This is a genomic window from Bacillus sp. XB1 (assembly GCF_053557995.1).
Map to the genome: position 1 here is coordinate 854,627 of NZ_JBNRIL010000002.1, position 22,348 is coordinate 876,974.

The following is a 22,348-nucleotide window of genomic DNA, read 5'->3' on the forward strand; positions in this document are numbered from 1 at the left end:
TAATAGAGAAGGATTAAAAAGACATTAGGAGTTGGACATGTTGAAAAAACGACAAGATTTACGTAATATAGCAATTATTGCCCACGTTGACCATGGTAAAACAACACTTGTTGACCAGTTATTACGTCAAGCGGGGACTTTCCGTGCGAACGAACACGTTGAAGAACGCGCAATGGATTCAAATGATCTAGAAAGAGAACGCGGTATTACAATTTTAGCGAAAAATACAGCGATTCACTATGAAGATAAAAGAATTAACATTTTAGATACACCTGGTCACGCTGACTTCGGTGGAGAAGTAGAACGTATCATGAAAATGGTTGATGGTGTTTTACTTGTTGTTGATGCATATGAAGGTTGTATGCCACAAACACGATTTGTTTTAAAGAAAGCTCTTGAGCAAAACTTAACTCCAATCGTAGTTGTAAACAAAATTGACCGTGACTTCGCTCGTCCAGATGAAGTAGTTGATGAAGTAATCGACTTATTCATTGAGCTTGGTGCAAACGAAGATCAATTAGAGTTCCCAGTTGTATTTGCATCAGCAATGAACGGAACAGCAAGCTTAGATTCAAACCCAGCAAATCAAGAAGAGAATATGAAATCATTATTCGATACAATTATCGAACATATTCCAGCACCAATTGATAACAGCGAAGAGCCACTTCAATTCCAAGTAGCACTTCTTGATTACAACGACTACGTTGGACGTATTGGAGTTGGTCGCGTATTCCGCGGTACAATGAAGGTTGGACAACAAGTTGCTTTAATGAAAGTAGACGGAAGCGTGAAGCAATTCCGCGTAACGAAATTATTCGGTTACATGGGATTAAAACGTCAAGAAATTGAAGAAGCAAAAGCAGGGGACTTAGTAGCCGTTTCTGGTATGGAAGACATTAACGTAGGTGAAACAGTATGTCCAGTTGAACATCAAGATGCATTACCATTATTACGTATTGATGAGCCAACACTACAAATGACGTTCCTTGTAAATAACAGCCCATTTGCAGGTCGTGAAGGTAAATACATTACATCTCGTAAAATTGAAGAGCGTCTTCGTTCACAATTAGAAACAGATGTAAGTTTACGTGTAGATAATACAGATTCTCCTGATGCGTGGATCGTATCTGGACGTGGGGAACTACATTTATCTATCTTAATTGAAAACATGCGTCGTGAAGGTTATGAATTACAAGTATCTAAGCCAGAAGTAATCATTAAAGAAGTTGATGGCGTAAGATGTGAGCCTGTAGAGCGTGTACAAATCGATGTACCTGAAGAATACACTGGTTCTATTATGGAATCTATGGGTGCACGTAAAGGTGAAATGTTAGATATGGTGAATAACGGAAACGGTCAAGTTCGCCTTACTTTCATGGTTCCAGCACGTGGTTTAATTGGTTACACAACAGAATTCTTAACATTAACTCGTGGTTACGGTATTTTAAACCATACATTCGATTGCTACCAACCAGTACACGCTGGACAAGTTGGTGGACGTCGTCAAGGTGTTCTCGTTTCACTTGAAACAGGAAAAGCATCACAATACGGTATTATGCAAGTTGAAGACCGTGGTGTAATCTTCGTTGAACCAGGTACAGAAGTATATGCTGGTATGATTGTAGGAGAACACACTCGTGAGAATGACTTAACAGTTAACGTTGTGAAAATGAAACAACAAACTAACATTCGTTCTGCGACGAAAGATCAAACTTCAACAATGAAGAAACCACGCCTAATGACTTTAGAAGAATCATTAGAGTACTTAAACGATGACGAGTTCTGTGAAGTAACTCCAGAATCAATTCGTCTACGTAAAAAGATTCTTGATAAGAGTGAGCGCGAAAGAGCTGCTAAGAAAAAGAAATCTGTCGAAGCGTAAAAATAAAAAAACAACGCCCTTTATAAAGGGCGTTGTTTTTTTATTTTGTTTATTTTTTAGAATATTTACTCATTTTTGTGGACAGTATTTTTTTTGCGAGTTACTCTTGTATTAAGTGTATAAAGAAAATTGCATTTTACTGCTAGGGGGGAAGAGTGTGTTAGAAAGGATGTCTTTTTTTGCAAAAATGTGTAAGGTAGATGAAAATCCAGAGTTAGGAATGTGGTTACTTTATGGGACGATTATTATATTAAGTGCTCTCGTTTATAATTTAGGGTTTGCTAGAAAGTTGTCTGTACTAAAAAATATTGTGATATACATATCATTAGCAATTGGATGCACAGTATTAACCTTTTTTGCTGTGTTTTTACCTGTTGGAGAAGGACTTGTTGTAGCGGCAATTGTACTTGGAATTTATAGAGTGCGTTTGCGTCAAGCGAAACAACAAAAAGCAGGATAAGGAAGGGGAGTTTTCATGCGTTCAGTACAAGATGCACTATATAATTGGTTAACAATTAAAACAGTTGCGGAAGCACGCCCAGATGATAGTGCTGCAAAAGAAACATATTTGTTATTTCAAAATATGATATATGAAGAACATAAATTAAGAAATGTGGAAGTCGAAAAGAACGAGGAAATGTATTTAATTACATATGAAATGAATGGAGAACGGAAATCTGCAAGGTTTCCGTTAGAAGCCATTGATTGTTTTTTGGATCAGATGAATCGTGAACCAGAAAAATATAAATAAGTCCTTATCTATATGAGTAAGGACTTATTTACATTTTACCAATCATCTTCGATTTTTTTATCACGATATAATCGGAAATTACCACTTGCATGACGTTCCATTGTACGCTCTGCAATTCGTTCCGAACATTCCATGCACATATATGTATGAATAGGGCGATTACGCAGTTTTTTTGCCATAGGATTTTCATCATCTAACATATCTTTTTTATCACAAATCATACATTTGACTCTCATTTCGTCACCTCAATACGAATTCTATCAGTATAAGTATATCATGGAAGTATAATGTTTTTGAATAATAGTGGGAAAAAATAATATTTTCGCAATTCAAAAAATAAGTTATGATAAGGATATACCAAGTATGTTTGGAGGTGAAAATATGGCGAATGTAGTAGAGCCTACCTTAACAGAGGATTTAGTACAAACGTTGCGTAAAGAGTGTATTGTTATGATAGCAACGACAGATTTCGAAAAGCAAGTTCCTAACGTAAGTGCTATTTCTTGGGTGTATGCAGTGAGTAAAACTAGTATTCGATTTGCAGTAGATCAACGTTCACGTATTGTGGAAAATATACGGCATAATACAGGTGTGGTATTGACTATAATGGCGAATGAATCCGTATTTTCTATAAGTGGTGCAGGTGAAATTTTGACAGATAGAATGGAAGGTATTTCTTTAAAATTAACTGTAATAGAAGTAAATGTGCAAGAAGTGCGTGATGTTATGTTTTATGGAGCGAAACTTGCAATTGAACCAACATATGAAAAAACATATGATCTTCGGGCAGCGAAAAAACTGGATAATGAAGTGTTAGTAGGGATAAGAGAATTATAAAGATGCTAAATAGGAAATTCGTTTATTCACTTTTGTAATCGGTTATTGTGATTTAACGTTAATAATTATAATAAAAAGTAATATATTGAATAGAAATGAATAAAGAATAAATAAAAGGTTTAATGACTATGATTTTCGATTCTACCTCGTTTACACGGTACATATAATTATAACAATGGTTCGTCCATATTGTATGGATGAAACCCTTGTTCTACAAATTTAAAAGTGGAGTCAGGGGGTAACAGGTTGGATAAAATTTATGTGTTAGATACGAATGTACTTTTGCAGGATCCTTTATCTATTTTTTCATTTGAAACCAATGAAGTAGTGATTCCAGCAGTTGTATTAGAAGAGGTTGATTCGAAAAAACGTTATATGGATGAAGTAGGACGAAACGCTCGTTATGTATCTAAGTTAATAGATAAATTTCGTGAAATAGGAAAGCTGCATGAAAGTATCCCGCTAGAAAACGGCGGAACATTTCGTATTGAATTGAACCATCGTTCATTCGTGCAACTACAAGATATTTTTGTAGAAAAAACAAATGATAATCGAATTTTAGCTGTAGCAAAAAATCTATCTTTAGAAGAACAGGAAAAAGAGGACGGGAAGTCTGTTATTTTAGTAAGTAAAGATGTACTCGTAAGGGTAAAAGCTGATGCAATTGGTTTGAAGGCTGAAGATTATTTAAGTGATCGCGTAATTGAAGTAGAAAATATATATTCTGGCTTTTTAGAAGGATATATATCAAAAGAACAATTGGATTATTTTTATGAGAAAGGTGAATTGCCTCTATCTGAAATTGCGAATCATCCTTTTTACCCAAATCAGTTTGTAGTGATGAAAGATGCATTAGGGGGCTCTAGTTCTGCTCTTGGCATTGTGGATCACTTAGGTAAGAAGGTAAAGAAACTTATTTTTCACAATGAACAAGTATGGGGGATACGACCACGAAACGTGCAGCAAATTATGGGATTAGAATTGTTGCTTCGTGAAGATATTCCGCTTGTAACGTTAACGGGGAAAGCCGGCACAGGAAAAACGTTACTTGCGTTAGCTTCGGGACTTATGCAAACAGAAGACTTAGGGTTATATAAAAAATTACTTGTGGCAAGACCAATTGTTCCAGTCGGAAAAGATATCGGTTATTTACCAGGAGAAAAAGAAGAAAAGTTAAGACCATGGATGCAGCCAATTTTTGATAACCTAGAGTATTTATTTAATACGAAAAAGCCAGGAGAGTTAGATGCTATTTTAGCTGGAATGGGTTCGATTGAAGTAGAAGCCCTTACTTATATACGCGGGAGAAGTATTCCAGATCAGTTCATTATCATTGACGAAGCACAAAATTTAACAAAGCATGAAGTGAAAACGATATTAACTAGGGTAGGGGAAAAGAGTAAGATTGTATTGATGGGAGATCCTCAGCAAATTGATCACCCATATTTAGATGAATATAATAATGGCTTAACATATGTTGTAGAGAAGTTTAAAGAACAGCGTATTAGTGGTCATGTGAAGTTTGTTAAAGGTGAGCGATCTAATTTAGCTCAACTAGCAGCAGATTTATTGTAAAAAGGAGTGAGCTTAAGCTCACTCCTTTTCTTTAAATAATTGTAAATTTACGGATGTTACGGATTGGATTTTGTTGATTAGATCCATCATTGAAATAGAGATGAACAGGTCCGTCTTCTTTTAATGGTTTTCCTTCTTTTGAAAAGCCTAGTATAGCATTTTTGACAGTTTCTAATGGAAGTGTCATTGTATGATCTACCGTTTCAATTTCAACTTGCGTAGCGTCCTCTAAAATTTCAGCGTTAGCAAGAAATGGATGAAATGGTATACCAAATGTTCCAGTAATCAGCTGTTCTTTTTTATATTTCTTCACACTTTGTTGTATTGGAGGAAAAGCGGCACCATCACGGATTTCGCGATCCCAATGTTCTGAAGTGTTTTTTAAATAAGTTTCTAGTTCAGACGTGTTTTCTCTAGTTTCATCAAAGTAAGTTGTCAAATCTACTTTTCGATCATCAAAGATCCAAACAGTTGGATCAATAGTGATTGGAAAACGTACTTTTCCGTTAATAAATAAAATTTCGCTCATTGTTGTTCCCCCATTTGTGTTATACTCCCACTTTTCAGTATAATAGTATTAGACACTGTTGTCACAAAAAATGTTTCTATTGCAATTTATTAAAACTATCGCTAATATTAATAGATAGGATAGAGGAGAGTAGGACGGAAACGGAGGGAATCAATTTGGCGTCTGAGACAGTAGCAAATCATCAGGAAAAGGCACTAGCCCTTCTACAAGCGGATGCAGAGAAGATTTTAAGACTTATTAAGGTGCAAATGGACCATCTTACAATGCCGCAATGTCCATTATATGAAGAAGTGTTAGACACACAAATGTTTGGACTATCCCGCGAGGTCGATTTTGCGGTTCGCCTTGGTCTTATTGCAGAAGAACAAGGGAAAGCAATGTTAGGTGAGCTCGAACGTGAGTTATCTGCACTTCATGAAGCATTTACAAACAAACAACAATAACGGGTTCAAATAAGGGGGCTCAAACTAAATTAGTTTGAGCTTTTTATTTGTATAATAAAGCAGGAAGAATCAATGTACATATGGAATACAACAATAATTAAATTGAAACAGAAAGAGGAAATGAAATGAAAAAAGTATGGAAATCAATGGATTATTCATTATTACTTCCTCTTGTTATCTTATGTGTGCTGGGAGTAATAATGGTATATAGTTCTAGTTCCATTGTTGCGATTTCGAGGCATAACTGGCCGGCAAATTACTTTTTTAAAAAACAATTAATAACTTTAGCTATTGGAACGGTATTGTTAGTAATTGTAGCTTCGTTACCTTATAAGTTTTGGAGAAAACGAATAATTTTATCGGCGATGGGGCTAGGGAGTATTGCTTTACTAGCAGCAGCCTTGATTTTTGGTAAGGAAATAAATGGTGCAAAAGGTTGGATATTAGGTATACAGCCCGCTGAATTTGTTAAATTATCGATTATTATTATATTAGCTCGCTTTTTTGCAAGGAGACAAGAAACAAATACACCTGTTTTTAAAGGGTCGGGACTTACACTTGGTTTTGTTGGAATGGCAATGTTTTTAATTTTAAAGCAAAATGATTTAGGTACCGATTTGTTAATTGCAGGAACAGTAGGGATTATGTTTCTTTGTTCAGGAGTAAGGATTAATTTATGGATTAAACGAATTGTTTTAACTTCTATAGTATGGATTCCAGCTCTATATTTTTTGGCTAATTATAAATTAAGTGGATATCAAAAGGCACGTTTTTCAGTTTTTCTTGATCCATTCAATGATCCTCAGAATGATGGATTCCAATTAGTAAATTCTTTTATTGGAATTGCTTCAGGAGGGCTAAATGGTCGAGGATTAGGAAATAGTGTGCAAAAATATGGTTATTTACCAGAACCTCAAACAGATTTTATTATGGCTATTATATCTGAAGAATTAGGTTTTATTGGTGTAGCTATTATTTTAATTTGCTTGCTACTTATTATTATTCGTTCATTCAGGATTGCTCAAAAATGTAACGATCCTTTTGGAAGTTTAATTGCAATCGGAATTGCAAGTTTAATAGGAGTACAAACTTTTGTTAATGTTGGTGGTATGTCTGGATTAATACCGCTTACTGGAGTGCCTTTACCGTTTATTAGTTATGGTGGAAGTTCTTTAATAGCTAATCTACTTGCAATGGGAATACTACTCAATATTGCTAGTCACGTGAAACGACAAGAGAAACAACAGAATGGTGTAATGAAAGAAAGAGAACAAAATGGGCCACATCTTGTAGTTGTAAAATAAAAACACATTGTGCTTTAGAGCATGATGTGTTTTTTATTTTTAAGTAGTCTTAAATATGATGTACTAATTTCTCTTTCAGTCAAAAGATATATCACATTAAGTTAAATGTGATATACAATTAAGTTGTTAGAAAAGGAAGAGGTATGCTATACTATTTTTGTGAAACAAATTGCACAGAAAACTTATCATTTGTTAGAAAATAAGGTATGATGGATAAAAATAAAGTGAAGCTTTCTAAGTATAATATAATGTGGAAAGTGAAGAACTTCACGCTTTTTAAGGTGTGTATATATTTTATCTCTAGAGTGGTAGGAAAGTAGAGGGGGAAAATCATGACAAAGCTGCAACGTATTCAAAAAGTATTGGTAGCTAACCGTGGAGAGATTGCAATTCGTGTGTTTCGAGCTTGTTCGGAACTTGGATTAAAAACAGTTGCAATCTATTCTAAAGAGGATAGTGGTTCTTATCATCGCTATAAAGCCGATGAGTCCTATTTAGTTGGGGAAGGAAAAAAACCAATTGATGCTTATCTAGATATTGAAGGCATTATTGAGATTGCAAAAAGTAATCATGTAGATGCAATCCACCCTGGATATGGTTTCTTGTCAGAAAATATTCAATTCGCTAAACGTTGTGAAGAAGAAGGAATTATCTTTATCGGTCCGAAAAGTAAGCATTTAGATATGTTTGGAGATAAAGTGAAAGCAAGAACACAAGCGCAGCTAGCACAAATTCCAGTTATACCTGGTAGTGATGGTCCAGTAAATTCATTAGAAGAAGTCAAAAAATTTGCTGAAAAGTATGATTACCCGATTATTATTAAAGCATCCCTTGGGGGTGGCGGTCGTGGTATGCGTATTGTGCGTACTAGTGAGGAATTAGGAGAATCATATAATCGAGCGAAATCAGAAGCGAAAGCAGCTTTTGGTAATGATGAAGTTTACGTCGAAAAATTCGTTGAAAAACCTAAACATATAGAAGTACAAATTTTAGCAGATGAAGAAGGCAATGTTGTTCATTTATACGAGCGTGACTGTTCTGTACAACGTCGTCATCAAAAAGTTGTAGAAATTGCACCGAGTGTATCACTTTCAGATGATCTGCGTCAGCGTATTTGTGATGCTGCTGTGAAGTTAACGAAAAATGTAAACTATTTAAATGCAGGAACAGTAGAATTCCTTGTAAAAGATGATGAGTTTTACTTTATTGAAGTAAATCCACGTGTTCAAGTAGAACATACGATTACAGAAATGATTACGGGAGTAGATATTGTTCAATCACAAATTTTAATAGCTGATGGACATTCATTACATAGCAAAATGGTAGGTGTTCCGAAGCAAGAGGAAGTAGTTGTACATGGATTTGCAATTCAATCTCGTGTAACAACTGAAGATCCGCTAAATAATTTTATGCCGGATACAGGAAAAATTATGGCGTATCGATCAGGCGGTGGTTTTGGTGTACGTCTTGATACAGGAAATAGCTTCCAAGGTGCAGTTATTACACCGTACTACGATTCTTTACTTGTAAAAGTTACAACTTGGGCACTTACTTTTGAGCAAGCTGCTGCAAAAATGGAACGTAACTTAAAAGAATTCCGTATTCGTGGTATTAAAACAAATATTCCATTCCTAGAGAATGTAGTAAAGCATAAAAACTTCTTATCAGGAGAATATGATACTTCATTTATCGATGCGTCACCTGAATTGTTCTTGTTCCCGAAACGTAAAGACCGTGGAACGAAAATGTTAAATTACATTGGTACAGTAACAGTAAATGGTTTCCCAGGAGTAGGGAAAAAAGAAAAACCAATATTCCCAGATGCTCGTATTCCATGTTTAAAACATTCAGAGCCAATCCAAAATGGAACGAAACAAATTTTGGACGAGCGTGGAGCGGACGGATTAGTAAAATGGGTACAGGATCAAAAACGTGTACTTTTAACGGATACAACATTCCGTGATGCACACCAGTCATTACTTGCAACTCGTATTCGTACAAAAGATTTACATCAAATTGCGGAGCCAACAGCGAGAATGTTACCGAACCTATTCTCAGCGGAAATGTGGGGCGGTGCAACGTTTGATGTTGCGTATCGTTTCTTAAAAGAAGATCCATGGGAACGATTACTAGATCTTCGTGAAAAAATGCCGAACGTGTTATTCCAAATGTTACTTCGTTCTTCAAACGCAGTTGGATACAAAAACTATCCAGATAATTTAATTCAAAAATTTGTGGAATGTTCTGCTCAAGCAGGCATTGATGTATTCCGTATTTTTGATAGTTTAAACTGGGTGGAAGGCATGAGAGTTGCAATTGACGCTGTACGAGACACTGGTAAAATTGCAGAAGCAACAATGTGCTACACAGGGGATATTCATGATCCACTGCGTAGTAAATATGATTTAAATTATTATAAAAATTTAGCAAAAGAGTTAGAAGCATCAGGAGCTCACATTTTAGGAATTAAAGATATGGCGGGCTTACTAAAACCAAATGCAGCATATGATTTAGTTTCTGCATTAAAAGAGACAGTGTCGATTCCAATTCATCTGCACACGCACGATACGAGTGGAAATGGTATATTAACGTATACGAAGGCAATTGAAGCAGGTGTTGATATCGTCGATGTAGCAGTGAGTTCTATGGCTGGTCAAACGTCACAACCAAGTGCGAACACGCTATACTATGCGTTAGGCGGAAATGAAAGACAACCAGATGTTAATATAGATTCTTTAGAAAAACTATCTCACTATTGGGAAGATGTACGCAAATACTATGCACCGTTTGAAAGTGGTATGAATGCGCCTCATACAGAGGTATATATGCATGAAATGCCGGGTGGGCAGTATAGTAATCTTCAGCAACAAGCGAAGGCGGTTGGTTTAGGAGATCGCTTCGATGAAGTGAAAGTAATGTACCGCCGTGTGAATGACATGTTTGGAGATATTGTAAAAGTAACACCATCATCAAAAGTTGTTGGTGATATGGCATTATTTATGGTTCAAAACCATCTGACAGAACAAGATGTTTTAGAGCGTGGACATGCGATGGACTTCCCAGGATCTGTTGTTGAAATGTTCTCTGGTGATTTAGGTCAACCGTACGGTGGTTTCCCGAAAGAATTACAAAAGATTATTTTAAAAGGGAAAGAGCCATTAACAGTAAGACCAGGTGAATTACTAGAGCCAGTAGATTTCGAAGCGTTAAAAGAAGAATTATTCCATAAACTTGGACGCGAAGTAACGATTTTTGATGTAGTGGCATATGCTTTATATCCAAAAGTATTTATGGATTATGAAAAAGTTGCTGAGCTTTATGGAAATGTATCTGTACTTGATACACCGACGTTCTTCTATGGTATGAGACTAGGTGAAGAAATTGATGTAGAAATTGAACAGGGTAAAACATTGATGGTTAAACTAGTATCAATTGGAGAACCTCAGCCGGATGGAAACCGCGTTCTTTACTTGGAATTTAACGGTCAACCACGTGAAATTATCGTGAAAGACGAGAGTGTAAAAGCAACAGTTGCACAACGTGTGAAAGGAAACCGTGAGAATCCAAATCATATTAGTGCAACGATGCCAGGAACGGTAATTAAAGTAGTTGTAAAAGAAGGCGACGAAGTGAAAAAAGGCGATTCTATGGCAATTACAGAAGCGATGAAAATGGAAACGACAGTTCAAGCGCCGTTCAATGGTAAAGTAAAGAAAGTATATGTTAACGATGGTGATGCGATTCAAACGGGTGATTTACTTATTGAATTAGATCACTAAAATAAGAAAAGAGCTGTGTAAATACAGCTCTTTTTTATTGCAAAAAATCCCTTGCCGAATTGGCAAGGGATTTTAGTTTTAAATTATTTTGTTTGTTTAGAAGTTGATTCGGCTTCTTTTGCATTCACTTTACTTCTTGTTCCTAACATAACTAAATAGCATAGTACGGCAAACAAGCAAGAAATGAATAGAGAATGTAACAATGCCATCGCTAAACTAGCGTTTGTAAATACAACTAAAACTCCTACTACAGCTTGAAGTGTAACAAGGATAAATGAAATGATCCATCCCCAATATACTACAGGTTGCTGCTTGTAATGGCGAATAGCGAGAATCATGGCGTATAGTATCCAAGCGAAAATTAACATCGCTGCAACCCTATGGCCCATTTGAACCCATTCATGTAGTTGAGTTGGCATAGGTCTGTTTTTGCTACATAAAGGAAAGTCTGGACAGGCTAAGCTAGCTCGTTCGTGACGTACTAAAGCACCTGTGTAGACGACGATATAACTGTAAATTGTTACACCATAAATATGAAATTTCATTTTTTTGTCCATAATAAGTGAACGTGCATCAAATTTTTGGTCAATTTCAAAGATAAGACACGTTAATAAAATGACAGAAGCAAATGAAATTAAGGAAATACCGAAATGGATAGCAAGTACAGCTGGCATTTGTCCCCAAACAACTGCTGCTGCTCCCATTAATGCTTGTGCAACTAAAAATACGAAGGATAAAATTGCTAACGTTTTTGTTTCACGCACATGTTTATAATATTTCCAGGACAAAATACAAAGTAGAGTGACAAGAATTCCAGCTGATCCTGATGTTAATCGGTGGCTAAGTTCAATAATAGTTTCCATTGATAAATTAGATGGAACAAATTCACCGTTACAAAGTGGCCATGATTTACCACAACCTTGACCAGAACCTGTTTTTGTAACTAAAGCGCCTCCTAATAAAACTATTAATAAATCAAGGCTTGTAATGACTGCTAACCATTTAATAAAGCGTTGCAATCTCTTTCACCATCTTTCTGCTATGAAGTTATTGCGAAATATTTTCATTCCATTATGTATAGAATAAAACGCGCTAGTTCCTATGATATATAAAAAATAATAAAATAGCAAAGAAATGGAGGGGGAAGGAAAGGGAGAGAAAATAGGTGTAAAAACAGGGTTCGCAAGGAAAATTTTGGGTGAAAAATAGGCTATTTTGAAAAGAAATGGGGAGAATACGTGTTAAATAGGACAAAATAGTTTATTATAGAAGGTAACATCATGTTATGATAAGGACAAGTCAGAATGAAGTTTTTTATATTCGACACAAAAAGTTCATGTTTTCTTCACAAAATGTTCGGGAAATATGATTTAATATATTGGAGTATGGGCGTAGATTAGTAGTAGAATGAGTTAACAATGTTTCTACTGTAATAATATTGCTATATAGAAGCGAATTATTTCATTTGAAATAGGCGCAAAAAGAAAGATGAAAGTTTTAAGAGGGGGTTAGAGTGATGAACCATGCAACAAGTGAGCTGCATGATGAGTCCGCTGTTACAAGTGTACCGGAAACAACTCGGTTACAAGATTTAAAAGCACTCGTTAAAATGGGGATTGTAAACTCAAATACACTTACTGTATTTACAGGATTTTGGTTGGCATTACACTTTAATGGATTAAGTGTAATGGATAATCTGGATAAGTTATTCTTTACAATCGTTGGTTCAGGATTAATTATGGCAGGGGTATGTTGTTTAAACAACTACATTGATCGAGACATCGATCCATTAATGGAAAGAACAAAGACCCGTCCAACGGTTACTGGAAAGTATAAACCAGGATTTGCACTTACATTTGGACTAGTCATATTACTTCTTGGTTTTGTATTTTTATTATTAACAACACCAATGGCAGTCTTAATGGGATTTATTGGTGCTTTCACATATGTTGTTCTATATAGTTTATGGACAAAGAGAAAGTATACACTAAATACTGTTGTAGGTAGTATATCTGGTGCAGTTCCTCCTTTAATTGGATGGGCAGCAATCGATCCATCTTTAGGCCATCCAATTGCTTGGATGTTATTTTTAATTATGTTTATTTGGCAAATCCCACATTTCCTTGCATTAGCAATGAAACGTGTTGATGAATATCGAAATGCAGGAATTCCAATGCTTCCTGTAGTTCATGGATTTGAAATTACGAAACGCCAAATTATGATTTGGACAGTATGTTTATTACCACTACCATTTTATATGAGTGGACTAGGGATAACATTTATGGTAATTGCAACACTGCTTAACATCGGATGGATCGTTTTAGGATTTTATGGCTTCCGTAAGAAAGATGACATCAAATGGTCCGTGCAAATGTTTGTTTATTCCCTAAATTATTTAACAATCTTATTTGTATCAATGATTGTAGTTACATTCTTCTAAGACAACGACATAATTGGATTTCTTTACGTTGAGATTTACTTTACTTAACTATAAAGTACAATCTAATTCACAAGGAAAGTGGGGGTTGTTTGTATGAAGAAACAGTGGCGACTGCTTTCGTTCGTTTCACTGCTGGCTTTACTGTTAGGGGGATGCGGTAAAGCCTTTCAATCTACTTTAATTCCGCAAGGAGAAGTAGCAAAAATGCAATATGATTTACTTCTACTGGCGAGTGCAATCATGGTAGGAGTAGTACTAGTAGTTACTATTATTTTCTTATATGTAATTGTGCGTTTCCGACAAAAGAAAGGTCAGGAAGATTATATTCCAGAGCAAGTTGAAGGGAATCACAAGCTAGAAATTATATGGACAGTTATTCCGATTATTCTTTTACTAATCTTAGCTGTTCCAACAGTTACATATACATTCAAACTTGCTGATGTAAGTGCGATGGAGAAAAAGAATATTGATAAAGATACTATCGTTGTTGATGTAACAGCGAATCTTTATTGGTGGGAATTTTCTTATAAATCAGAAAAGATAGTAACTTCGCAAGATTTGGTCATCCCCACAGGTAAAAAAGTGTATTTAAATTTGAAGGGTGCCGATATTAAACACTCATTTTGGGTTCCATCTTTAGCAGGGAAAATGGATACAAATACAGACAATGTGAACCAAATGTGGTTAAAGGCAGATAAATCGGGCACTTATAATGGTTTTTGTACAGAATTTTGCGGCCCATCACATTCTTTAATGCAATTTAAAGTGAAAGCTTTAGATGAAAGCGAGTACAAAAAATGGCTTGCTGATATGAAGAAGATTGATGGGAAGAAAGAAGTAGCTTCAACAAAGGCGCAAGAGGGCCAAGAAATATTTAATAAAAGCTGTATTGGTTGTCACGCAGTTGGATCTAATGATAGTAGACCACCTTCCGCTCGTATCGCACCAAACTTAGCAAACTTTGCGGATCGCGATATGGTTGCCGGTATTGCCGAAAACAATGAAGAAAACTTAAAAAAATGGCTGAAAGATCCTGAAAATATGAAGCCAGGAAACAAAATGACTGGCAAATATGGCAACTTAACGGATGATCAAATTGATGCATTAAATGCATACTTACAAACGTTAAAAGTTGAAAAGTAAAGAGGGACTATTCGCGAAGGGGAGGTTGAAAACGTGAGTTCTGTAGCAAAAAAACAGGGGATGGGTGCTGTCATATGGGATTATTTAACGACAGTAGACCATAAAAAGATTGCCATTCTCTATTTAATTGCAGGTGGATTGTTTTTTGTAATAGGCGGAATAGAAGCTCTATTTATTCGCCTTCAATTAGCGATTCCTAACAACGCTTTTCTTGTTGGGGATGCTTATAATCAAGTATTAACGATGCACGGTACAACAATGATTTTCCTCGCAGCTATGCCACTCGTGTTTGCATTTATGAACGCCGCTGTACCACTTCAAATTGGTGCACGTGATGTAGCGTTCCCGTTTTTGAATTCACTCGGATTTTGGTTATTTTTCTTTGGTGGAGTATTTTTAAATTTAAGTTGGTTTTTAGGTGGAGCACCTGATGCAGGATGGACATCTTATGCATCTTTAGCTTTAGCCTCTAAAGGTCATGGTGTTGATTTCTATGTACTCGGCTTGCAAATCTCAGGTATTGGTACACTAATTGGAGGAATTAACTTCCTTGTAACCATTATTAATATGCGCGCTCCAGGAATGACGTATATGCGTATGCCGATGTTTACATGGACAACATTTGTAACATCTTCGCTTATATTATTCGCTTTTCCGCCGTTAACTGTAGGATTAGGACTTTTAATGTTAGATCGTTTATTTGGAACAAGTTTCTTTAATCCGGCATTGGGCGGGAATACAATTATATGGGAGCATTTATTCTGGATTTTCGGTCATCCAGAAGTATACATTCTTATACTCCCAGCTTTCGGAATATTCTCAGAAATCTTCGCAACATTTTCGAAAAAACGATTGTTTGGTTATTCATCGATGGTGTTTGCGACTGTATTAATTGGATTTTTAGGATTTATGGTATGGGCGCACCATATGTTTACTGTTGGACTTGGTCCAGTTGCTAATGCTATTTTCTCAGTTGCAACAATGGCGATTGCAGTTCCGACTGGTATCAAAATATTCAACTGGCTCTTTACAATGTGGGGCGGAAGTATTCGTTTTACGACACCAATGATGTGGGCAGTAGCTTTCATTCCATCATTCGTAATGGGTGGAGTTACAGGGGTTATGCTAGCATCTGCACCAGCTGATTATCAATTTCATGATAACTATTTCGTAGTAGCACATTTTCATTATGTAATCGTTGGCGGTGTTGTATTTGGTTTACTTGCAGGAGCTCATTATTATTGGCCACTGATGTTTAATAAAGTATTAAATGAAACATTAGGAAAGATAACGTTTTGGCTATTCTTTATCGGCTTCCATTTAACTTTCTTTATTCAGCATTTCCTTGGCTTGATTGGTATGCCACGCCGTTACTACACATATCTTGAAGGGCAAGGGTTGGAAATGGGGAATATGATTAGTTCCATCGGAGCGGTGTTTATGGCTCTTGGAACGATTGTTCTTCTATTCAATGTAATTAAAACGACAGTATCAAAAGAAAAAGCTGGTCGTGATCCGTGGGATGCACGTACATTAGAATGGACAATGCCAGCACCGACACCAGAATATAACTTTAAACAATTACCATTTGTTCGCGGATTAGATCCGTTTTGGATTGAAAAACGTGAAGGTAATAAAGAAATGACAGCAGCGGAACCAGTTGGTGATATTCATATGCCAAATCCTTCGTTTTCACCATTTGTCATTTCTTTCGGATTGTTTATAGCGGCATTTGGTGCGATGTATATGCAGGGCGGAAAAGATAAGTTCTGGTTATTAGTAGCAATTATTGGTTTAATCATTACATTTGGCACAATGTTCCTACGTTCAGTAATTGATGATCATGGGTATCATATTCATAAAGAAGATTTAGAGGATAAGGGGGGCAAGGCATAATGCATGTAGATGAAAAATTAACGAATGAAACATTTCCAGCAGAGCCTGAAAAAGCAACCCTTGAAGGGAAAAATAAGTTTGTCGGTTTTTGGTTATTTCTTGGAGGCGAAACAGTGTTGTTCGCTTCCTTATTCGGCACATATTTAGCGTTAAAGAATTCTACAAATGGTGGACCAACATCTCAAGAGATGTTCCAAATGCCACTCGTTTTCATTATGACGATGCTTTTATTAACGAGTAGCTTAACGAGTGTATATGCGATGTATCACATGAAAAACTTTAACTTTAAGAAAATGCAGCTTTGGTTACTAGTAACAGTATTGCTAGGTTTAGGGTTTTTAGGATTTGAGATATATGAGTTTTATCATTATACACATGAATTTAAGCATACTATGAGAAGTAGTGCCTTTGGCTCTGCGTTTTATGCTCTTGTTGGTACACATGGACTCCACGTATTGTTTGGGTTATGTTGGATTTTAACATTAATCTTTAGAAATGCGAAGAGAGGTCTAAATTTATACAATGCACCGAAGTTTTATGTTGCATCGATTTATTGGCACTTTATTGACGTAGTTTGGGTGTTTATTTTCACTGTAGTATATTTAATGGGAATGGTGGGATAAACAATGGCGATAAAGCAAACGAATAATCCTAAAGTTGATCTTGTTTATCGGAAGAGAAAAAGTGCGGAGGAAATGAGGCATCAAGTTATTACGTTTGCATTAATGATTTTTTTAACATTAGTTGCATTTGTAGCAGTGGCGTATCCAAAAACTTTTAGTCCGATTTTCTCTGTACCGTTTATTTTACTATTAGCAGTGGTACAAGTAATTTTTCAATTGTATTATTTTATGCATATGAGTCATAAAGGACATGAAGCAGCAAGTTTCTTTCTTTACTCTGGTCTGCTAATAGGGTTAATTACAATTTTAGCTTTTATGACAATCGTGTGGATTTGAAAAGTGAAAAATAAGGGAGCTTGTGTTGTCACAGCTCCCTCTTCATATTATGAGATAACCTTACGAAGGCAGGTGTGAAAATGAGTAACTTGTGGATATTTGGTTTTCAGGCTTTATGGAGTCCAATCTTTTTATTATTTATGCTTTCGATTCTTATTGGGTACTTCTTAATTATTGGACCATATAGAATGCGATTTGAAAATGCGACGAAGGTAAGTAAGAAGCAAATTTTTTATTTTACGACTGGTATTGTTCTTTTGTATTTTGTAAAGGGAGGGCCTGTTGATTTAATTGGCCATATTATATTTAGTGCTCATATGTTTGAAATGGCAGTCATGTATATTGCAGTTCCACCGTTACTGTTGCTTGGTATACCAATTTGGTTATATCGTTACATTACTTCTTTTAAGTTCGTTCAAATTATATTAAAGGCATTTGCTAAACCACTTATTGCGTTGTTTGTATTTAACGGCCTGTTTTCTTTTTATCATTTACCAGTTGTTTTTGATACAGTAAAACAAAGTCAAATAGCTCATCCTATTTGTCTCGCTATATTGTTTTTTACAGCAATCATGATGTGGTGGCCGATGTTAAATCCATTACCAGAATATCAAACGTTAAGTGATATAAAGAAACTTGGTTATATGTTTGCTAACGGCATATTATTAACGCCTGCATGTGCGTTAATCATTTTTGCGACAGCCCCGTTATTTGCAACGTATACGGATCCGGCTGCTTGGATGAAAGCGATGGAACTATGTGTACCAGCGGGCACTTTATCAGATTTAAATATAACGGGACCAGAATTTTTGCACTGGATGCCAGTCGTACAAGATCAGCAAACTGGTGGTATCATAATGAAAATTGTCCAGGAAATAGTGTACGGTACAATTATAGGTTATGTATTCTTTAGATGGGCACGTAGAGAACGTGAAAAGGATAAGGAGCAGTTGCAACAATTGCCGCCGTATTTACAGATTAAGTAAAAAAGTGTATGGGATTCCATGCGCTTTTTCTTTTTTAGTTACCTTAAAAAGATTGAATTTTCTAACTTTTTATGTTAAGTTAGTGTAGGCGTGTACTAAAAGTGGAGATAAAATTTACTACTAGCTTTCATGCGTAATAATTCCATATGTAGTGCAAGTTTTTTAGAGAGTTACAAATATATATTGTTATCTTTAATAAACACGAACTATTTTAAGGGGGAGTTTAAATGGGTAGTAGTGGAAGTATGGTAAAGCCGATTAGTGGTTTTTTGACAGCACTAATTCAATATCCAGTACCAGTAGTAGAATCGCGTACAGACATTGATAAACAAATTCAACAAATCATAAAAACAATTCATTCGACCAAATCAGGTTACCCTGGTTTAGAATTGATAGTATTTCCTGAATATAGTACACAAGGGCTCAATACAAAAAAATGGACTACAGAAGAATTTTTATGCACAGTGCCTGGGCCAGAAACAGACTTATTTGCTGAGGCATGTAAAGAATCTAAAGTATATGGTGTTTTTTCAATAATGGAGAAAAATCCTGATGGTGGAGAGCCGTATAATACAGCAGTTATTATTGATCCACAAGGTGAAATGATTTTGAAGTATCGTAAGCTAAATCCTTGGGTGCCAGTCGAGCCTTGGAAAGCTGGAGATTTAGGCTTACCTGTTTGTGATGGACCTGGAGGAAGTAAATTAGCTGTTTGTATTTGTCATGATGGCATGTTCCCTGAAGTAGCTCGTGAAGCGGCCTATAAAGGTGCAAATGTCTTAATTCGTATTTCTGGATATAGTACACAAGTTAGTGAACAATGGATGCTAACGAATCGTTCAAATGCATGGCAAAATTTAATGTATACATTGTCGGTAAACTTAGCGGGTTATGATGGTGTATTTTATTACTTTGGTGAAGGACAAGTATGTAATTTTGATGGGACTACTTTAGTACAGGGTCATCGAAATCCTTGGGAGATTGTTACTGCTGAAGTATATCCAGAACTAGCAGATCAGGCTAGATTAGGATGGGGATTGGAAAATAATATATATAATCTAGGTTCAAGAGGATATGTAGCAACTCCTGGTGGGGTGAAAGAAAATCCATATACGTTTGTAAAAGATTTAGCTGAAGGTAAATATAAGGTCCCTTGGGAAGATGAGATTAAAGTAAAAGATGGATCTATTTATGGATATCCAGTAAAAAAAACGATTCATTCTTAGGGAAGGGAAATGAAACAAGCGCATCATATTGATGCGCTTGTTTTTGTTAATCAATAATTTGAAATTCTTTTAACTCTTTTTCGACATTTTGTAGGAGTTGTTCGCTTTTTTGAAGTACATTCGTTGGGAAAGTCTCATCATCACCATATTCAACGCCGTGAGGATAATAATGTTTTCCTAATAAGGGGGGGAGTAGTTTTACTTCAGCGTGTCTACTGCCAATGTCACCTTCAACAGCAACTCCTTGCACTCGTAAATAATAAACATCCTTTAATATTTCAAATTTATAATCGTATGTAACTCGTTCATAATCCCACTGTCCGGCAAGTACGAAGTGGTTGTTTTCCATGATTTCAGTTAAAAGAGTTAATTCAACGACGGCTCCATTAAATTTCGTATTTGTAAATTGCATATAATACCTCCTTTTTTAATGTTACACCATTATTTTTATAATAGTATGAATAATAAGAAAGTGCAATTCATATTGAGAGAAAAGGGATAATCCAGACTTTTTTCACAAAAATATGATATAGTGAAAAGAGTACGGTACACACAAAAAGAAAGAAAAGGATTTGTGTATATCTCAATTTTATGTTTTGTTCAGGAGGTATATCGTTTGAAGAAATTATTGCGTATCGTAATGATTACATTTTTAATTTTAGCTGTTGATTTATACGGGAAATTACTCGTTTCACAATATATATTAACCCCATCTCAATCAAAGCAAGAAAATAAAATTGTGAAAAAGAAAAAGCAAATTAAGGAAGACTCCTCAGACACTGTTTTAAATATGATTGGTGAAGACTCTGAAAACCTATTAGCGAAGTGGGGAGAACCCTCTCGAATAGAGCCATCTGCATACGGATATGAATGGTGGGTATACAACCAGGATTTAACTCAGTATGTTCAATTTGGAGTTTCTGAACGTAAAGTTGTAACGGCATACGCAGCTGGTGAACAAGTTAAGGTTCCACCTTATTATATAAATGAAAAATATGAAGAAGTATATAAAAAAAGTCCGCTTTCGCATGAAATTTCATTAAAAAGAGGGAAAAATAGTTATCAATTTGAGCTATCTGATACCGAAGTCATGGAACAACCGTTAATACCTGTAGAAGATGGATGGGCGCAATTGTATTTTGATCAATTTACACATGAGCTTGTTGGTGTTCGTTATATGGATGATGAAACTTTATTACGCCAAAGACCGTATCAGCTCGTTTATTCAGGTGAATTAATAGCAGAACAACCATTGACTCCAGAAAAAATAAAACAAGTAGAAAATGGGAATATGCAACAAATTTTTGATTTAACAAATATCATTCGAAGTCGTCATAAATTACCATTATTAACATGGGATCAGGAAACAGCAGATGTTGCTGTTGGTCACAGTAAAGATATGAAAGACAATAATTATTTTTCTCATGACTCACCTACATTAGGTACACTAGGAGATCGTTTGCAGCGCGGGAAAGTAGGATTTCAACTTGCTGGTGAGAACATAGCGGCGCAACATAGTGATGGAATTGCGGCAGTGCAAGGTTGGTTAAATAGTGAGGGGCATAGAAAGAATTTATTAAATGAACAATTTACAGGATTAGGTGTTGGTGTATACGATAAATTTTATACACAAAACTTTATTCGAAAATAAAGCGAAACTGTAAGCGGTGGGGTGTTACATCACCTAATTAGTTACTTCGTATTCACTGAATTGTAGGTGGGAATCTGACCGTATGCAAATAGCAGAAAAAAAGGTGCATGAATCGTCTAAAAATAGGCGAACCATGCGCCTTTTTTTTCTTACTATATAGTAGATATACATGGAGAGGTGAGGATTATGCCAACAACAAAAGGACCGTTACATCCATCGGTTCAACAGTTTAAAGAATTTGTAAACCATCACCCTAAAATGGTTCATGAGGTTAGAAGTGGTCATAAAACATGGCAACAATTTTATGAAGAATGGTACTTACTTGGTGAAGAAGATCCAATATGGGCAACTTATAGACCGGATGGAGCGCCTGCTTTTTCTTCGGTAAAAGAAAATAAAAAAGAAAAAGATAATCGAACTGAAGAGGAAAAAACTGCTGATGTGATGGGGCAAATGCTTTCTTTTTTTAAAAAGTTGGACGTGGAACAAATGCAGAACCATTTAGCCAATGTGACGAGTGCAATTGGGAGCGTGCAACAAGTTATTCAGCAATTTCAAGGTAACCGTACGCAGCAAGAGCAAAGTACTTCAGAAAATAACCCGTTTTTCTTTCAAAAGGATTAGGGGGAAAGATGATGAGAGCAGAAATTATGGAGTTTATAAAGGCTGATGAGGATTTATCTCGTTATATTAGAGAGCAACCGTACTGGTATAGAAAATTAACACGAAATCCTGAAGAAAAAGAGGCTTTTGAGTTAGCGGCGATGCAACATTTCAAAAAAACGATACCAGATAAAGTGGAAAAGTTTCAAAATCAATTGGCCGTTGCTTCGATCATGATTGATATGTTTCAGTATATGAAGCAACAAAACGCAACCTAATTGGAAGTGAAAAATATGTCCGTCATGCAGAACTTTTGTTACAATAGAAGTTGATTATTTAAAAAG

Annotated in this window: 22 protein-coding genes; 18 read left to right on the top strand and 4 right to left on the bottom strand. The window is 35.7% G+C overall.

All coding sequences use genetic code 11. The features are described from left to right. The first annotated feature begins 37 nt into the window (after window positions 1–37). The 3 genes from typA (at window position 38) to ACK1U5_RS19860 (ending at window position 2,633) form a co-directional block, all read left to right on the top strand. The gene (gene typA, locus ACK1U5_RS19850) at window positions 38–1,882 is read left to right on the top strand and encodes a translational GTPase TypA (RefSeq protein WP_000914762.1); all 1,845 of its coding nucleotides are present in this window, start codon (window positions 38–40) and stop codon (window positions 1,880–1,882) included. A 157-nt stretch (window positions 1,883–2,039) separates the two neighbouring features. Continuing rightward, window positions 2,040–2,342 (top strand): YlaH-like family protein, encoded by a 303-nt coding sequence (locus ACK1U5_RS19855; RefSeq protein ID WP_069604770.1) that lies wholly within the window; start codon window positions 2,040–2,042, stop codon window positions 2,340–2,342. Between the two features lie 15 nt (window positions 2,343–2,357). Beyond that, entirely contained in the window at window positions 2,358–2,633 is a 276-nt protein-coding gene (locus ACK1U5_RS19860) for a hypothetical protein (protein WP_001258147.1), read from the top strand. A gap of 35 nt (window positions 2,634–2,668) precedes the next feature. Here ACK1U5_RS19860 and ACK1U5_RS19865 read toward each other — a convergent pair whose 3' ends face one another. Further along, window positions 2,669–2,869: a YlaI family protein gene (locus ACK1U5_RS19865; protein ID WP_002082250.1), complete on the bottom strand. Its 201-nt coding sequence runs from the start codon at window positions 2,867–2,869 to the stop codon at window positions 2,669–2,671. Between the two features lie 145 nt (window positions 2,870–3,014). On the opposite strand from ACK1U5_RS19865, the gene ACK1U5_RS19870 reads away from it, so the two are divergent. Together ACK1U5_RS19870 and ACK1U5_RS19875 are read left to right on the top strand one after the other, a co-directional pair. Then, window positions 3,015–3,470, top strand: coding sequence for a pyridoxamine 5'-phosphate oxidase family protein (locus ACK1U5_RS19870; protein WP_000024597.1), 456 nt, complete (start codon window positions 3,015–3,017; stop codon window positions 3,468–3,470). A gap of 246 nt (window positions 3,471–3,716) precedes the next feature. Then, window positions 3,717–5,045, top strand: coding sequence for a PhoH family protein (locus tag ACK1U5_RS19875; RefSeq protein WP_000358083.1), 1,329 nt, complete (start codon window positions 3,717–3,719; stop codon window positions 5,043–5,045). Window positions 5,046–5,076: 31 nt separating this feature from the next. Here the strand turns inward: ACK1U5_RS19875 and ACK1U5_RS19880 are convergent, their stop codons facing one another. Next, window positions 5,077–5,574 carry a hypothetical protein gene (locus tag ACK1U5_RS19880; RefSeq protein ID WP_001289809.1) on the bottom strand — a complete coding sequence of 166 codons (498 nt, stop codon included), beginning with the start codon at window positions 5,572–5,574 and terminating at the stop codon, window positions 5,077–5,079. Between the two features lie 155 nt (window positions 5,575–5,729). Between ACK1U5_RS19880 and ACK1U5_RS19885 the strand changes: the two genes are divergently transcribed. The 3 genes from ACK1U5_RS19885 (at window position 5,730) to pyc (ending at window position 11,100) form a co-directional block, all read left to right on the top strand. Continuing rightward, window positions 5,730–6,017 (top strand): YlaN family protein, encoded by a 288-nt coding sequence (locus ACK1U5_RS19885; protein ID WP_000135694.1) that lies wholly within the window; start codon window positions 5,730–5,732, stop codon window positions 6,015–6,017. Window positions 6,018–6,142: 125 nt separating this feature from the next. Beyond that, window positions 6,143–7,321, top strand: coding sequence for an FtsW/RodA/SpoVE family cell cycle protein (locus tag ACK1U5_RS19890; RefSeq protein WP_000758413.1), 1,179 nt, complete (start codon window positions 6,143–6,145; stop codon window positions 7,319–7,321). 332 nt (window positions 7,322–7,653) lie between these two features. Next, window positions 7,654–11,100, top strand: a complete 3,447-nt coding sequence (gene pyc, locus ACK1U5_RS19895; protein WP_000164093.1) for a pyruvate carboxylase — start codon at window positions 7,654–7,656, stop codon at window positions 11,098–11,100. 83 nt (window positions 11,101–11,183) lie between these two features. Here pyc and ctaA read toward each other — a convergent pair whose 3' ends face one another. Then, a complete protein-coding gene (gene ctaA / locus ACK1U5_RS19900) occupies window positions 11,184–12,119 on the bottom strand; it encodes a heme A synthase (RefSeq protein ID WP_001188744.1) in 936 nt (311 codons plus the stop codon). 497 nt (window positions 12,120–12,616) lie between these two features. Between ctaA and ctaB the strand changes: the two genes are divergently transcribed. From ctaB to ACK1U5_RS19935, 7 genes are all read left to right on the top strand, one after another. Continuing rightward, window positions 12,617–13,540 (top strand): protoheme IX farnesyltransferase, encoded by a 924-nt coding sequence (ctaB, locus tag ACK1U5_RS19905; protein WP_001015056.1) that lies wholly within the window; start codon window positions 12,617–12,619, stop codon window positions 13,538–13,540. Window positions 13,541–13,633: 93 nt separating this feature from the next. After that, window positions 13,634–14,683, top strand: coding sequence for a cytochrome c oxidase subunit II (coxB, locus tag ACK1U5_RS19910; RefSeq protein WP_448814835.1), 1,050 nt, complete (start codon window positions 13,634–13,636; stop codon window positions 14,681–14,683). 60 nt (window positions 14,684–14,743) lie between these two features. Continuing rightward, the gene (ctaD, locus tag ACK1U5_RS19915; protein ID WP_153578907.1) at window positions 14,744–16,579 is read left to right on the top strand and encodes a cytochrome c oxidase subunit I; all 1,836 of its coding nucleotides are present in this window, start codon (window positions 14,744–14,746) and stop codon (window positions 16,577–16,579) included. After that, a complete protein-coding gene (gene ctaE / locus ACK1U5_RS19920) occupies window positions 16,579–17,202 on the top strand; it encodes a cytochrome c oxidase subunit III (RefSeq protein WP_000557861.1) in 624 nt (207 codons plus the stop codon). The genes ctaD and ctaE overlap by 1 nt, the downstream gene beginning before the upstream one ends. A gap of 3 nt (window positions 17,203–17,205) precedes the next feature. Further along, window positions 17,206–17,538: a cytochrome c oxidase subunit IVB gene (gene ctaF, locus ACK1U5_RS19925; RefSeq protein WP_000985706.1), complete on the top strand. Its 333-nt coding sequence runs from the start codon at window positions 17,206–17,208 to the stop codon at window positions 17,536–17,538. An 80-nt stretch (window positions 17,539–17,618) separates the two neighbouring features. After that, window positions 17,619–18,524 (top strand): cytochrome c oxidase assembly factor CtaG, encoded by a 906-nt coding sequence (gene ctaG / locus ACK1U5_RS19930; protein WP_069604771.1) that lies wholly within the window; start codon window positions 17,619–17,621, stop codon window positions 18,522–18,524. A gap of 227 nt (window positions 18,525–18,751) precedes the next feature. Beyond that, the gene (locus ACK1U5_RS19935) at window positions 18,752–19,750 is read left to right on the top strand and encodes a formamidase (RefSeq protein WP_000535813.1); all 999 of its coding nucleotides are present in this window, start codon (window positions 18,752–18,754) and stop codon (window positions 19,748–19,750) included. A 46-nt stretch (window positions 19,751–19,796) separates the two neighbouring features. Here the strand turns inward: ACK1U5_RS19935 and ACK1U5_RS19940 are convergent, their stop codons facing one another. Beyond that, window positions 19,797–20,162: a YugN family protein gene (locus ACK1U5_RS19940; protein WP_001160947.1), complete on the bottom strand. Its 366-nt coding sequence runs from the start codon at window positions 20,160–20,162 to the stop codon at window positions 19,797–19,799. Between the two features lie 204 nt (window positions 20,163–20,366). Here ACK1U5_RS19940 and ACK1U5_RS19945 point away from each other — a divergent pair, with 204 nt between their 5' ends. The 3 genes from ACK1U5_RS19945 (at window position 20,367) to ACK1U5_RS19955 (ending at window position 22,282) form a co-directional block, all read left to right on the top strand. Further along, the gene (locus ACK1U5_RS19945) at window positions 20,367–21,401 is read left to right on the top strand and encodes a CAP domain-containing protein (protein WP_000735378.1); all 1,035 of its coding nucleotides are present in this window, start codon (window positions 20,367–20,369) and stop codon (window positions 21,399–21,401) included. Window positions 21,402–21,587: 186 nt separating this feature from the next. Continuing rightward, window positions 21,588–22,025: a YlbD family protein gene (locus tag ACK1U5_RS19950; RefSeq protein ID WP_001143346.1), complete on the top strand. Its 438-nt coding sequence runs from the start codon at window positions 21,588–21,590 to the stop codon at window positions 22,023–22,025. Between the two features lie 11 nt (window positions 22,026–22,036). Next, a complete protein-coding gene (locus ACK1U5_RS19955) occupies window positions 22,037–22,282 on the top strand; it encodes a YlbE-like family protein (protein ID WP_001200990.1) in 246 nt (81 codons plus the stop codon). The last annotated feature ends 66 nt before the right edge of the window (window positions 22,283–22,348 follow it).

What these genes read in the sequence shown, in the direction of transcription:
- ACK1U5_RS19870 (WP_000024597.1), top strand. Translation starts at nt 3,015, where the DNA reads ATGGCGAATGTAGTAGAGCCTACCTTAACAGAGGATTTAGTACAAACG.
- ACK1U5_RS19950 (WP_001143346.1), top strand. Translation starts at nt 21,588, where the DNA reads ATGCCAACAACAAAAGGACCGTTACATCCATCGGTTCAACAGTTTAAA.
- ctaD (WP_153578907.1), top strand. Translation starts at nt 14,744, where the DNA reads ATGGGTGCTGTCATATGGGATTATTTAACGACAGTAGACCATAAAAAG.
- ACK1U5_RS19865 (WP_002082250.1), bottom strand. Translation starts at nt 2,869, where the DNA reads ATGAGAGTCAAATGTATGATTTGTGATAAAAAAGATATGTTAGATGAT.
- ctaE (WP_000557861.1), top strand. Translation starts at nt 16,579, where the DNA reads ATGCATGTAGATGAAAAATTAACGAATGAAACATTTCCAGCAGAGCCT.
- ctaF (WP_000985706.1), top strand. Translation starts at nt 17,206, where the DNA reads ATGGCGATAAAGCAAACGAATAATCCTAAAGTTGATCTTGTTTATCGG.
- ACK1U5_RS19955 (WP_001200990.1), top strand. Translation starts at nt 22,037, where the DNA reads ATGAGAGCAGAAATTATGGAGTTTATAAAGGCTGATGAGGATTTATCT.
- coxB (WP_448814835.1), top strand. Translation starts at nt 13,634, where the DNA reads ATGAAGAAACAGTGGCGACTGCTTTCGTTCGTTTCACTGCTGGCTTTA.
- ACK1U5_RS19890 (WP_000758413.1), top strand. Translation starts at nt 6,143, where the DNA reads ATGAAAAAAGTATGGAAATCAATGGATTATTCATTATTACTTCCTCTT.
- ctaG (WP_069604771.1), top strand. Translation starts at nt 17,619, where the DNA reads ATGAGTAACTTGTGGATATTTGGTTTTCAGGCTTTATGGAGTCCAATC.
- typA (WP_000914762.1), top strand. Translation starts at nt 38, where the DNA reads ATGTTGAAAAAACGACAAGATTTACGTAATATAGCAATTATTGCCCAC.
- ACK1U5_RS19935 (WP_000535813.1), top strand. Translation starts at nt 18,752, where the DNA reads ATGGGTAGTAGTGGAAGTATGGTAAAGCCGATTAGTGGTTTTTTGACA.
- ACK1U5_RS19880 (WP_001289809.1), bottom strand. Translation starts at nt 5,574, where the DNA reads ATGAGCGAAATTTTATTTATTAACGGAAAAGTACGTTTTCCAATCACT.
- pyc (WP_000164093.1), top strand. Translation starts at nt 7,654, where the DNA reads ATGACAAAGCTGCAACGTATTCAAAAAGTATTGGTAGCTAACCGTGGA.
- ctaB (WP_001015056.1), top strand. Translation starts at nt 12,617, where the DNA reads ATGAACCATGCAACAAGTGAGCTGCATGATGAGTCCGCTGTTACAAGT.
- ACK1U5_RS19860 (WP_001258147.1), top strand. Translation starts at nt 2,358, where the DNA reads ATGCGTTCAGTACAAGATGCACTATATAATTGGTTAACAATTAAAACA.
- ACK1U5_RS19940 (WP_001160947.1), bottom strand. Translation starts at nt 20,162, where the DNA reads ATGCAATTTACAAATACGAAATTTAATGGAGCCGTCGTTGAATTAACT.